A 12,216-nucleotide genomic window follows, 5' to 3' on the forward strand; every position below is an offset into this window, starting at 1 on the left:
GACCGTGCTGGCTTCTTCGCGGGTAAACCCGCTCCCACAGGTCATGCACAAAAGCTGAGTTTTGTGCGATCCCTGTGGGAGCGGGTTTACCCGCGAAGAGGCCAGCGCGGTGGCCAGGAGGGCACCGATGCAGGCGCAAGCCCGAAAACTGTGCTTCCATCTCTGTGCCGACTGTGTCGCAGACCGTTTTCGCCACGCACCCAGGACCACCATGCACCATTCAACTCACGACCTGCTCTCGCCCGTTCCGGGCATTACCCGCCAGTTGCACAGCTTCCACTTCGGACCTCGCAGTGGCGGCAAAGTCTATATTCAGGCCTCGCTGCATGCCGACGAGCTGCCCGGCATGCTGGTGGCCTGGCACCTCAAGCGCCGCCTGGGTGAACTGGAACAGCAAGGCCGCCTGCAGCGCGAGATCATCCTGGTGCCGGTGGCCAACCCGGTCGGCCTGGAACAAGTGCTGCTGGACGCGCCGCTGGGGCGTTTCGAACTGCAAAGCGGCGAGAACTTCAACCGTAACTTCGTCGATCTTTCCGACAGCATCGGCGACCAGATCGAAGAACACCTGACCGACGACCCGGCACACAACCTCGCGCTGATCCGCGAATATCTGCGGCGGGGGCTGGACGCACACCCGGCGCGCACACCGCTGCAGGCCCAACGCCTGATATTGCAGCGCCTTGCCTGCGATGCCGACATGGTGCTGGATCTGCACTGCGACTTCGAGGCGGTCGAGCACCTGTACACCACGCCAGACGCCTGGCCGCAGATCGAACCGCTGGCCCGCTACCTGGGTGCCCAAGCCAGCCTGCTTGCCACCGACTCTGGCGGGCAGTCGTTCGATGAATGCTTCAGCCTGGTCTGGTGGCAGCTGCAACAACGCTTCGGCAAACGTTTCCCGATTCCGCTGGGCTGCTGCTCGGTCACCGTCGAGTTGCGCGGCCAGGCCGATGTCAGCCATGACCTGGCCAGCAAGGACTGTCAGGCGATCCTCGACTTCCTTACCCATGCGGGGGTCATCGAAGGCGCAAGCCCGGCCCTGCCCGCCTTGCGCTGCCCGGCCACGCCGCTGGCCGCAGTAGAACCGGTGATAACGCCACTGGGCGGGTTGCTGGTGTACCACGCCCGGCCAGGCCAGCACCTGGATGCGGGCCAGTTGATCGCTGAAGTCATCGACCCGCTCAGCGACCGGGTGACGGCCATCCGCAACAGCCAGCCCGGCCTGCTGTATGCACGTAACGTACGGCGCATGGCTACCGCAGGCATGGTCATCGCCCACGTCGCAGGCGAGCAGGTGTGCCGCAGCGGCTATCTGCTGGCAAACTGATTCGGTAAAACCATTGCGCCTGGCTGGTTGTCTGTAGAAACACAGCCACCGAAGGACCCTATGCCCCATGCCCGCCGCCACCGACCTCGCCAAGGCCTGGTTCGCCAAGCGTGGCTGGAAGCCTTTCGCTTTCCAGCGCCGTGTATGGGCGGCCGTGGACCGGGGCGAATCCGGCTTGCTGCATGCCAGTACCGGTGCCGGCAAGACCTACGCGGTATGGCTCGCCGCGCTGCGGGCCTTCAAAGCCGAAGCCCAGGGGCGTCATGCTGCACCCCTGCAGGTGGTGTGGGTTACCCCCATGCGTGCCTTGGCCGCCGACACCGCCCGCGCGCTGCAGATGCCGCTGGACGAGCTGGGCCTGCCCTGGAGCGTGGGCGTTCGCAGCGGCGACACCGGCAGCGCCGAACGTGCCCGGCAAGCACGGCGCCTGCCCAGCGTACTGGTCACTACCCCTGAAAGCCTTACGCTGCTGTTGACCCGGGCACAAGCCCGCGAAGACTTCGCCACGCTGCGCCTGGTAGTGGTGGACGAATGGCACGAACTGCTGGGCAACAAGCGCGGGGTACAACTGCAACTGGCGCTGGCCCACCTGCGCCACTGGCACCCGAGCCTGCCGACATGGGGCCTGTCCGCCACCCTCGGCAATCTTCAACATGCGCTGGACGTATTGCTGCCACAAGGCGGCTTGCTGGTACAAGGCAGACAAGACAAGCCGCTGCAGGTCGATACCCTGCTGCCAACGGCCATCGAGCGCTTCCCCTGGGCAGGGCACATGGGCTTGAAGATGCTCGACCAGGTCAGCCGGGAGATCGATGCCAGCACCAGTTGCCTGGTATTCACCAACACGCGGGCGCAGGCCGAACTCTGGTACCAGGCCCTTCTCGAAGCACGCCCCGACTGGGCCGGGCTGATTGCCTTGCACCATGCCTCACTGGCCCGCGATACCCGTGACTGGGTCGAGCGCAGCCTCAAGCAAGGCAGCCTGAAGGCAGTGGTCTGCACCTCCAGCCTGGACCTGGGGGTGGACTTCCTGCCCGTGGAGCGAGTACTGCAGATCGGTTCCGCCAAGGGCATTGCCCGCCTCGTGCAACGGGCCGGGCGCTCCGGCCACGCGCCGGGGCGGCGCTCCCGAGTTACTCTGGTGCCCACCCACAGCCTGGAACTGGTGGAAGCAGCCGCCGCCAGGCAGGCATTGGCAGCCGGGCACATCGAGGCCCGTCATTCGCCGCGCTTGTGCATGGACGTGCTGGTGCAACACCTGGTCAGCATGGCCCTGGGCAGTGGCTTTCACCCGGAGCAGTTACTGGCCGAAGTGCGCAGCACCTGGGCCTTTCGCGAGTTGCGCGACAGCCAGTGGCAATGGGCGCTGGACTTCGTCTGCCATGGCGGCAGTTCACTCAGCGCCTACCCGGACTACCAGCGCGTCGAGCGCCAGGCCGACGGTGCTTACCGGGTTGCCAGCGAACGCCTGGCACGTCGCCACCGCATGAGTATCGGTACTATCGTCAGCGACGCCAGCCTGCAGCTCAAATACTGGAGCAAGGGCGGCGGAGGCAAGGCGCTGGGCAGCGTCGAAGAGGCGTTCATTGCCCGTTTGCGCCCTGGCGATACCTTGGTGTTCGCCGGGCGAGTGCTGGAACTGGTGCGCGTGGAAAACATGACCGCCTACGTACGCCGCAGCACCGCGCGCAAGGCAGCGGTCGCTCGCTGGAATGGTGGCCGCATGCCGCTTTCCAGCGAACTGGCCGACGCACTGGTCGAGCAGCTTGGCGCAGCATCCCAGGGGCGCTTCCAAGGCCCGGAGATGCGTGCAGTGCGCCCTCTGCTGACCTTGCAGGCGCTATGGTCGGCGCTGCCCACCCCCGGCACGCTGCTGGCCGAGACCTTCAAGTCGCGCCAAGGTTGGCACCTGTTCCTGTACCCGTTCGCCGGACGCATGGCCAACCTTGGCCTGGCCAACCTGATTGCCTGGCGAGTGAGCCGCGTGCAGCCGCTTTCGGTTTCGATTGCCGTCAATGACTACGGGTTCGAACTGCTCAGCCCGGGCAACGTGGACTGGGCAACGCATCTGCCACAGGCGCTGGTTACCGACCACCTGCTGGAGGATGTGCTGGCCAGCCTCAATGCTGGAGAAATGGCATTGCGCCGTTTTCGCGAGATCGCGCAGATTGCCGGGCTGGTGTTTGGCGGGTATCCGGCGGCGCAGAAAAGCCTGAGGCAGATCCAGGCCTCCAGCGGTTTGTTCTATGAGGTATTTCGCAAGCATGACGCCGGCAACTTGCTGCTGACTCAGGCACGGGACGAAGTGCTGAATGAGGAACTGGAGATCGAGCGGCTGCACCGTCAATTGCTGAAAATGGGGCAGTTACGGCTGGAGCTGCGACAGCTTGAGCGGCCGGGGCCGTTGGCATTTGCCTTGCTGGTGGAAGGCATGCGCGAAACGTTGAGCACCGAGAAACTGGCGGCCCGGATTGCCAGGATGGTCGCGGAACTGAACAGTGCGGCGGACGCTACGGAATGACCAACTTCCTATCCATCGAACTCCATGGCCAGGTGCTCTGGCTGCTTTCGGACAAGGCCATCTACTGGCCAGCCCGTCGTGCCCTGCTGGTGGCCGACGTGCACATCGGCAAGGCAGCAAGCTATCGCGCCCTGCACCAACCGGTGCCACGCGGCACCACCGAAGCGACACTCGAGCGCCTGGATGCATTGCTGGCCGCGCATGATTGCGAGCAACTGATCGTTCTTGGCGATTTCCTGCATGCCCGAACAGCGCGGGCGCCGGCAACGCTCACCAGGCTGCAGACATGGAGGGAACGGCACAAGGCCCTGAAAATCGTACTGATACGCGGCAATCATGATCGCAACGCCGGTGATCCACCCGTGACGCTCGAAATAGAAGTCATGAACGAACCCTGGCTGCTTGAACCCTTCGCGCTCCAGCACGAACCCGAACCGCACCCCAGCCACCCGGTACTGGCAGGCCATGTACATCCGGTATTTGTACTGCGTGGCAAGGCTCGGCAACGCCTGCGACTGCCCTGCTTCCTGATTGATGGCCAGGTCAGCCTGTTGCCGGCGTTCGGTGAATTCACCGGGGGGTGGGAAATCGCGCCCACGAGCGCCAGCCGGGTGTACCTGGCAGGGGCAGACCGTGTCTGGGCGCTCTAGCGGAGTTAACTCAGGCTACAGGCGCCGGAGGAGGCTCATCAGGCAAGGTTGGCTCGCCCGGTTCCATGGGTGGTGTTTCACCGGGCTCCGGCGGTTGCGGGGTATCCGGGTCAGGCTGGTGGGGTACGCCGCCCGCCTGCATGGGCAGCGGGTGTGCCAGCAGAGACCATGGCAGCAACCCGACGTGGTTGGGCTGCAGACCTGCCAGCTTGGCACTGATTGCGGGGTGGAGTTTCATTGGCTGCTCCTGACAAGGCCGCTGCGCATCATGCGCACCGGCGTTATCCAGTTGGAGTGCCAAAGGCGCGGGGAATTCCCCGCGCTCGTCGGCTCAGGTACGCGGCAGGGTGACGCCGCGCTGGCCCTGGTACTTGCCGCCACGGTCCTTGTACGACACTTCGCATTCTTCGTCGGACTGCAGGAACAGCATCTGGGCCACACCTTCGTTGGCGTAGATCTTCGCCGGCAGCGTGGTGGTGTTGGAGAACTCCAGTGTCACATGGCCTTCCCACTCGGGCTCGAGCGGGGTGACGTTGACGATGATGCCGCAACGGGCGTAGGTGCTCTTGCCCAGGCAGATGGTCAGCACATCACGCGGAATGCGGAAATACTCGACGGTGCGCGCCAGGGCGAAGGAGTTCGGCGGGATGATGCATACGTCGCTCTTGATGTCGACGAAACTGCCGGCATCGAAGTTCTTCGGGTCGACGGTGGCCGAGTTGATGTTGGTAAACACCTTGAATTCGTCGGCGCAGCGCACGTCGTAGCCGTAGCTGGAGACGCCGAAGGAGATCACCCGGCTGTCCTGTTCGCCGCGCACCTGGCGCTCGACGAACGGTTCGATCATGCCGTGTTCCTGCGCCATGCGGCGAATCCACTTGTCCGATTTGATGCTCATGGCGGGGTGTCCTGAAGAGTTGCGAGGTGAAAATTCGAGACGCGCATCTTACCGGTCCCGGCGCCCAGGTTAAAGTTCCATGCCTCATCCCGCGCCGGGCGGGGGCTGCAGCCGCCGTCGATCCGAATTTGCGTAAAGCGCCTTCTGACCATTGGCAGGTTGCGGAAAGTGGGGTAAGGTGGCGCCACTGTGCTGCACGTGACACCGAGAATCTCTAGTTTGATGCACGATCCTGATCGGCCCATCGCTGAATTTTCTGCTCTCTTTGCGCTCAGTCCCGGCCAGGGTTTTTCCTGACCGTTATCAAATTGTCCAAGGAGACAGAAAAATGTCCAACCGTCAATCCGGTGTTGTTAAGTGGTTCAACGATGAGAAAGGCTACGGCTTCATCACCCCTCAGTCGGGCGACGACCTGTTCGTGCACTTCAAAGCCATCCAAGCTGACGGCTTCAAAACCCTGAAAGAAGGCCAGGCTGTTACTTTCGTCGCTACCCGCGGCCAGAAAGGCATGCAGGCTGAAGAAGTTCAGATCGCCTAAGTCGATCGAAGCTTCCTAGCTTTCAAAAAACCCGCCTTCCGGCGGGTTTTTTTATGCCTGGCCGAAAGACCGAGTCGACCTCTTCGCGGGTAAACCCGCTCCCACAGGGACAGCGCGGTACTTGAAGGCTGCGCTGTACCTGTGGGAGCGGGTTTACCCGCGAAGCAGGCGACTCGGTCTGCCAGTCAATCTTCGCTGATGGTAATGCTAGGCATCGCCGGCGCAGCAGCTTCCTGCAGCACGATCCGCGCGCCCACCTGGCGGGCCAGTTCCTGATAGACCATGGCAATCTGGCTTTCCGGCTCGGCGATCGCCGTCGGCTTGCCACTATCGGCCTGCTCGCGGATCAGCATCGACAGCGGCAACGACGCCAGCAGGTCGACGCCATACTGGCTCGCCAGCTTCTCGCCACCGCCTTCGCCGAACAGGTGCTCGGCATGGCCGCAGTTCGAGCAGATGTGCACAGCCATGTTCTCCACCACGCCCAGCACCGGGATGTTGACCTTGCGGAACATCTCCACGCCCTTCTTGGCATCCAGCAAGGCCAGGTCCTGCGGGGTGGTGACGATCACCGAACCGGCCACCGGTACCTTCTGCGCCAGGGTCAGCTGGATGTCACCGGTGCCCGGCGGCATGTCGATCACCAGGTAATCCAGGTCGTCCCAGGCGGTCTGGGTCACCAGCTGCAGCAGCGCGCCGGAAACCATCGGGCCACGCCATACCATCGGCGTGTTGTCGTCAGTCAGGAACGCCATGGACATAACTTCCACGCCATGGGCCTTGATCGGCACGAACCACTTCTGCTCGCGAATCTGCGGACGGGTGCCTTCGGCGATGCCGAACATCACGCCCTGGCTGGGGCCATAGATATCGGCATCGAGAATACCCACCCGCGCACCCTCGCGGGCCAGCGCCAGGGCCAGGTTGGCCGCGGTGGTCGACTTGCCCACACCGCCCTTGCCCGAGGCCACGGCGATGATGTTCTTGACGTTGGCCATTGCCGGCACCTGGGCCTGGGCCTTGTGCGCGGCCACCACGCAGTCGATCGACACCTGGGCACCACTGACGCCCTCGAGGTTGCCGATGGCGGTCTGCAACACCTGGGCCCAGCCGTTCTTGAACAGCCCTGCGGCATAACCCAGCTGCAACTGCACGCTGACCTGCCCGCCCTGGATATCGATGGCGCGCACGCAGCCGGCGCTGACCGGGTCCTGGTTCAGGTAGGGGTCGGTGTACTGGCGAAGCACGCCCTCGACGGCGGCACGGGTGACGGCACTCATGGAGACTCCCAATGGCAAACTGAATGTAAAACAGACGCCTATCCTAACCCGTCAATCGTCAGCAGATGCGCATGCGAGGTGAAATATCTTCGCCAGCCCTTTATAGTGGCCGATCAACCTCATTTTTACCCCGTCGCCAGATAAGTAGCCGAGCCACCATGTCCGAGCCACGTCAGATTCTCGTCACCAGCGCCTTGCCCTATGCCAACGGATCGATCCACCTTGGCCATATGCTCGAGTACATCCAGACAGACATGTGGGTCCGCTTCCAGAAGCTGCGCGGCAACCAGTGCATCTACGTCTGCGCCGACGACGCCCACGGTTCGGCCATCATGCTGCGCGCCGAGAAGGAAGGCATCACCCCGGAACAGCTGATCGCCAACGTCCAGGCCGAACACAGCAGCGATTTCGCCGACTTCCTGGTGGATTTCGACAACTTCCACTCCACCCACAGCGAAGAAAACCGCGAGCTGTCGGGCCTGATCTATGCGCGCCTGCGTGACGCCGGGCATATCGCCACCCGTTCGGTGACCCAGTACTTCGACCCGGAAAAGGGCATGTTCCTCGCCGACCGCTTCATCAAGGGCACCTGCCCCAAGTGCGCGGCCGAAGACCAGTACGGCGACAACTGCGAAAAATGCGGCGCCACCTACGCGCCCACCGAGCTGAAGAACCCCAAGTCGGCCATCTCCGGCGCCACCCCGGTACTGCGTGACTCCCAGCACTTCTTCTTCAAGCTGCCGGACTTCCAGGCCATGCTGCAGCAGTGGACCCGTAGCGGCACGCTGCAGGACGCGGTAGCCAACAAGCTGGCCGAATGGCTGGACTCGGGCCTGCAGGAATGGGACATCTCCCGCGACGCGCCGTACTTCGGCTTCGAGATCCCGGGCGAGCCAGGCAAGTACTTCTACGTGTGGCTGGACGCACCGATCGGCTACATGGCCAGCTTCAAGAACCTCTGCGCACGCCGCCCGGAGCTGGACTTCGACGCGTTCTGGAACGAGGGCTCCAAGGCCGAGCTGTACCACTTCATCGGCAAGGACATCGTCAACTTCCACGCCCTGTTCTGGCCAGCCATGCTCGAAGGCGCCGGCTTCCGCAAGCCGAGCGCGGTCAACGTGCACGGCTACCTGACCGTGAACGGCGCCAAGATGTCCAAGTCGCGCGGTACCTTCATCAAGGCCCGCACCTACCTCGACCACCTGCAGCCGGAATACCTGCGTTACTACTACGCGGCCAAGCTGGGCCGTGGCGTCGATGACCTGGACCTGAACCTGGAAGACTTCGTGCAGAAGGTCAACTCCGACCTGGTCGGCAAGGTGGTCAACATCGCCAGCCGCTGCGCCGGTTTCATCCACAAAGGCAACGAAGGCGTGATGGTGGCTGGCGATGCCGCACCGGAGCTGACCGAAGCCTTCCTGGCGGCCGCCCCGTCGATCGCCGACGCCTATGAAGGCCGCGACTTCGGCCGTGCCATGCGCGAAATCATGGCGCTGGCTGACCGTGCCAACGCCTGGATCGCCGACAAGGCCCCATGGTCGCTGGCCAAACAGGAAGGCAAGCAGGATGAAGTGCAGGCCATCTGCGCCCAGGGCATCAACCTGTTCCGCCAACTGGTGATCTTCCTCAAGCCAGTGCTGCCGGTGCTGGCCGCTGACGCCGAGGCCTTCCTCAACGTGGCACCGCTGACCTGGAACGACCACCTGTCGCGCCTGGAAAACCACCAGCTGAACCCGTTCAAGGCGCTGATGAGCCGTATCGAACCGGCCAAGGTCGAAGCCATGGTCGCCGCCAGCAAGGAAGACCTGCTGGCCGCCGAAGCCAAGGCCCCGGCCGGCAACGGCGAGCTGGCCAAGGACCCGCTGTCGGCGGAAATCGAGTTCGACACCTTCGCAGCCGTCGACCTGCGCGTGGCACTGATCGTCAAGGCCGAGGCCGTGCCGGGTGCCGACAAGCTGCTGCAACTGACCCTGGACATCGGTGACGAGCGCCGCAACGTGTTCTCCGGCATCAAGTCGGCCTACCCCGACCCGTCCCAGCTGGAAGGCCGCCTGACCATGATGGTGGCCAACCTCAAGCCACGGAAGATGCGCTTTGGCGTGTCCGAAGGCATGGTCATGGCGGCCGGGCCTGGCGGTGAAGAGATCTACCTGCTGAGCCCGGACAGCGGTGCCAAGCCGGGCCAGCGCATCAAGTAACAAAACCTGCTGGACCTTGTGGGAGCGGGCGTGCCCGCGAAACGGACTACGCGGTGCATGGCACCGGCGTTGCCGGTGTTCGCGGGCACGCCCGCTCCCACAATGACTCCGGCACCTTGATGCCAAACCCGGACAATCGCCCCGATTCCCGGCTATCGTCATCTCATGAGCGACTACATCCTGGTCCTGACCAGCGCTGCGCTGGTCAATCACCTGTGCCTGCAACAACAGCCACTCCCAAGGCTGCACCTCCATGTGCACGGCCTCGCCTGCGCACTGTGCATTGCCTTGGGCGTGATCGGCGCACAACTACTGGTGCGCGGGGTGCTTGCCCCGCTGCAGGCCCAGGACCTTGCCCTGTTCCTGTTGTTGCCCTGGCTGGCCGGGCTCGCCTGGGGCATGCCATGGCTGCTGACAAGGTGGCGCCCGAGCTGGCCGGTGACGCAACTGCCCGCGCTGCTGTTGAGCAATGCGGTAGTACTGGGGTTGACCCTGCAACAGGCAAGCGACGACAGCACATGGCTCGCTACCTTGCTGCAAGGCCTGCTGGCCGGCGGCGGCTTCTGGCTGGCGCTGGTGCTGTTCGCCGACCTGCGCCAGCGCAGCGCTCATGCCGACGTCCCCGGGGCAATGCGCGGCCTGCCCATCGAACTGCTTGGGGCCGGGGTAATGGCCATGGCGTTTTCCGGCTTCAACGGGCTGTTCGCCCAATGACCGCCAAGCCCGACCCGCGGCTACGCACCAGCATGGGCCTGGTGTTGCTGGCCTGCGTACCTGGCCTGCTGGCGCTGTTCTGGCTGCATGGCTGGAGTTTGCTACTGAACCTGTTGCTGTGCGCCAGCGCCGCGCTGCTGTGCGAGGCGCTGTTGCTTACCTTGCGAGCACAACCGCTGCGCACGGCGCTGAACGACGGCAGCGCGCTGGTGACCGCCGTGCTGCTGGCCGCCGCCCTGCCAACCCTGGCGCCCTGGTGGTTGCCTGTGGTCGCAGCCAGTGTTGCCATCGGCATCGGCAAGCAGGCCTTTGGCGGGGTCGGGCGCAACCTGTTCAACCCGGCCATGGTCGGCTACGCCTTCGTGCTGCTGAGCTTCCCGTTGCAGATGAACCATTGGCCGGGGCCGGCACCAGGCCTGCTCGACAGCCTGCAGCTGGTGTTCGCCGGTGGCGAGCAGATCGATGCCTGGGCCCGGCCGACACTGCTCGACGGCCTGCGCCACAACCGCAGCCTGACCATCGATGAACTGTTCGCCAGCCACCCGGGCTTCGGCAGCATCGGTGGGCAGGGCAGCGAATGGGTCAACCTGGCGTTCCTGCTGGGCGGCCTGTTTTTGCTGCAACGCAAGGTGATCAGCTGGCATGCGCCGGTTGGCCTGCTGGCAGGGTTGTTCCTGTTCAGCCTGTTGGGCTGGAATGGCTCGGGTTCGGACTCCAACGGCTCCCCGCTGCTGCACCTGTTCTCCGGCTCGACCATGATGGCGGCGTTCTTCATTGCCACCGAACCGGTATCCGGCCCCCGGCAGGAGTGGGCGAAGCTGGGGTTTGGCCTGGGGGCGGGCCTGCTGATCTACCTGATCCGCACCTGGGGCAGCTACCCGGACGGTACGGCATTCGCCATCCTGCTGATGAACCTCATGGCGCCGAGCCTCGAACGCCTGGCTTTGCAGCGCCAGCAGGTTGCACGATGAAGCGCCTGGTACGTGATGTGGGCCTGTTGCTACTGACCGGGGTACTGGCACTGTCGGCCACCCTGGCCTGGCGACACTGGACCAGCGCGGCCATCGCCGACGCCGAGAAACAACTGAATAGCCGTCAGCGGCTGGCAGTGCTGCCAGAAGGCAGTTACGACAACCAGCCCCTGGACAGCCCGCTGCCCAGGCCCGCCGCACAGCGGCCAAACAGCCGTATCCTGGCAGCTTACCGGGCGACGCTGGCAGGCAAGCCGGCCGCCATCATCCTGGTCACCCAGGCCCAGGGCTATGCCGGGCCGATCGTGCTGAGCGTGGCCATCACCGCGGACGGCCGGCTGATCGGCAGCCAGGTAGTCGAGCAACAGGAAAGCCCCGGGCTGGGTGCACGCCTGGGTGATCCGCAGCTGAACTGGCTTGGGCAATTTGCCAACCGCCAGTTGGGCGATCGCTGGGCGCTGAAGCGCGACCAGGGCGACTTTGACCAGTTGGCTGGCGCAACCGTGACCTCACGGGCGGTGATCGGCGCGCTGCAGGAAGCGCTGAGCTACTTCGATGAGCAGCGCAGCGTATTGCTGGAGGGCGCCATGCATGAATAGGTTCTGCCTGCTCGGCGCAAGCCTGGTGCCCCTGTTGGGCGCCACCCGAACAATGAGCGAAGGCGCCACCATCGGCGTGTGCGCGGTGCTGATGAGCAGCCTTCACCAGCTGTTGCTGGCCCCCCTGCGCCAGCGGCTTGCCACCTGGACCTATGTGCTGGCCAGCCTGCTGCTGTTGGCGGCCCTGGCCAGTTGCCTGCAACTGGCGCTGCGTGCCTGGCTGCTGCCAGTGGCACTTGCCCTCGGCCACTATCCCGCACTGCTGTGCCTGCAATGCCTGGCCACTGACCACCTGCTGCCCGATCAAGGGCGCTGGCGCCTGCTCGCCGGCCACCTTTGTGCGCTGCTTGCCACATGCCTGCTGCTCGGCGCCAGCCGCCAATGGTTGGCCGACGGTACAGGCCTGCACCTGGCCAGCCTTGCCCCGGGCGCCTTGCTACTGCTCGGACTGCTGTTGGCCTTGTACAATCGCCTGCGTCCGGGCCCCGCCCAACCACGTCGTCAAGGAAAGCTCTGATTT

At 64.4% G+C, this 12,216-nt stretch carries 12 protein-coding genes; 9 read left to right on the forward strand and 3 right to left on the reverse strand.

Annotation, left to right across the window (positions count from 1 at the left end):
• Window positions 1–211 precede the first annotated feature (211 nt).
• From ABIB24_RS05665 to pdeM, 3 genes are all read left to right on the forward strand, one after another.
• A complete protein-coding gene (locus tag ABIB24_RS05665; RefSeq protein WP_274079428.1) occupies window positions 212–1,327 on the forward strand; it encodes a succinylglutamate desuccinylase/aspartoacylase family protein in 1,116 nt (371 codons plus the stop codon).
• 67 nt (window positions 1,328–1,394) lie between these two features.
• Window positions 1,395–3,848: a ligase-associated DNA damage response DEXH box helicase gene (locus ABIB24_RS05670; protein ID WP_354316210.1), complete on the forward strand. Its 2,454-nt coding sequence runs from the start codon at window positions 1,395–1,397 to the stop codon at window positions 3,846–3,848.
• Window positions 3,845–4,498 (forward strand): ligase-associated DNA damage response endonuclease PdeM, encoded by a 654-nt coding sequence (gene pdeM, locus ABIB24_RS05675; protein WP_274079426.1) that lies wholly within the window; start codon window positions 3,845–3,847, stop codon window positions 4,496–4,498. The genes ABIB24_RS05670 and pdeM overlap by 4 nt, the downstream gene beginning before the upstream one ends.
• A 10-nt stretch (window positions 4,499–4,508) precedes the next feature.
• On the opposite strand, the gene ABIB24_RS05680 is transcribed toward pdeM, so the two are convergent.
• Together ABIB24_RS05680 and dcd are read right to left on the reverse strand one after the other, a co-directional pair.
• Window positions 4,509–4,736, reverse strand: coding sequence for a hypothetical protein (locus tag ABIB24_RS05680; RefSeq protein ID WP_003254918.1), 228 nt, complete (start codon window positions 4,734–4,736; stop codon window positions 4,509–4,511).
• Between the two features lie 93 nt (window positions 4,737–4,829).
• Complete coding sequence (gene dcd, locus ABIB24_RS05685) at window positions 4,830–5,396, reverse strand: dCTP deaminase (protein ID WP_003258001.1); 567 nt, start codon at window positions 5,394–5,396, stop codon at window positions 4,830–4,832.
• A 328-nt stretch (window positions 5,397–5,724) separates the two neighbouring features.
• Here dcd and ABIB24_RS05690 point away from each other — a divergent pair, with 328 nt between their 5' ends.
• Window positions 5,725–5,934, forward strand: coding sequence for a cold-shock protein (locus ABIB24_RS05690; RefSeq protein WP_003254922.1), 210 nt, complete (start codon window positions 5,725–5,727; stop codon window positions 5,932–5,934).
• Between the two features lie 185 nt (window positions 5,935–6,119).
• Here ABIB24_RS05690 and apbC read toward each other — a convergent pair whose 3' ends face one another.
• Window positions 6,120–7,214, reverse strand: a complete 1,095-nt coding sequence (apbC, locus tag ABIB24_RS05695) for an iron-sulfur cluster carrier protein ApbC (RefSeq protein ID WP_012273870.1) — start codon at window positions 7,212–7,214, stop codon at window positions 6,120–6,122.
• Between the two features lie 158 nt (window positions 7,215–7,372).
• On the opposite strand from apbC, the gene metG reads away from it, so the two are divergent.
• From metG to ABIB24_RS05720, 5 genes are all read left to right on the forward strand, one after another.
• Window positions 7,373–9,412 (forward strand): methionine--tRNA ligase, encoded by a 2,040-nt coding sequence (gene metG / locus ABIB24_RS05700; RefSeq protein ID WP_015271555.1) that lies wholly within the window; start codon window positions 7,373–7,375, stop codon window positions 9,410–9,412.
• 165 nt (window positions 9,413–9,577) lie between these two features.
• On the forward strand, window positions 9,578–10,126 hold the full coding sequence (locus ABIB24_RS05705; RefSeq protein WP_354316211.1) for an Rnf-Nqr domain containing protein: 549 nt from the start codon (window positions 9,578–9,580) through the stop codon (window positions 10,124–10,126).
• Window positions 10,123–11,097: an RnfABCDGE type electron transport complex subunit D gene (locus tag ABIB24_RS05710; RefSeq protein ID WP_354316212.1), complete on the forward strand. Its 975-nt coding sequence runs from the start codon at window positions 10,123–10,125 to the stop codon at window positions 11,095–11,097. Before ABIB24_RS05705 ends, ABIB24_RS05710 begins: the two co-directional genes overlap by 4 nt.
• Window positions 11,094–11,696, forward strand: a complete 603-nt coding sequence (locus ABIB24_RS05715) for an RnfABCDGE type electron transport complex subunit G (protein WP_274079423.1) — start codon at window positions 11,094–11,096, stop codon at window positions 11,694–11,696. The genes ABIB24_RS05710 and ABIB24_RS05715 overlap by 4 nt, the downstream gene beginning before the upstream one ends.
• Window positions 11,689–12,213 (forward strand): NADH:quinone oxidoreductase, encoded by a 525-nt coding sequence (locus ABIB24_RS05720; protein WP_274079422.1) that lies wholly within the window; start codon window positions 11,689–11,691, stop codon window positions 12,211–12,213. Before ABIB24_RS05715 ends, ABIB24_RS05720 begins: the two co-directional genes overlap by 8 nt.
• The last annotated feature ends 3 nt before the right edge of the window (window positions 12,214–12,216 follow it).

The sequence above is a fragment of the Pseudomonas sp. UYEF17 genome (genome assembly GCF_040546125.1).
GTDB lineage: Bacteria > Pseudomonadota > Gammaproteobacteria > Pseudomonadales > Pseudomonadaceae > Aquipseudomonas > Aquipseudomonas putida_Z.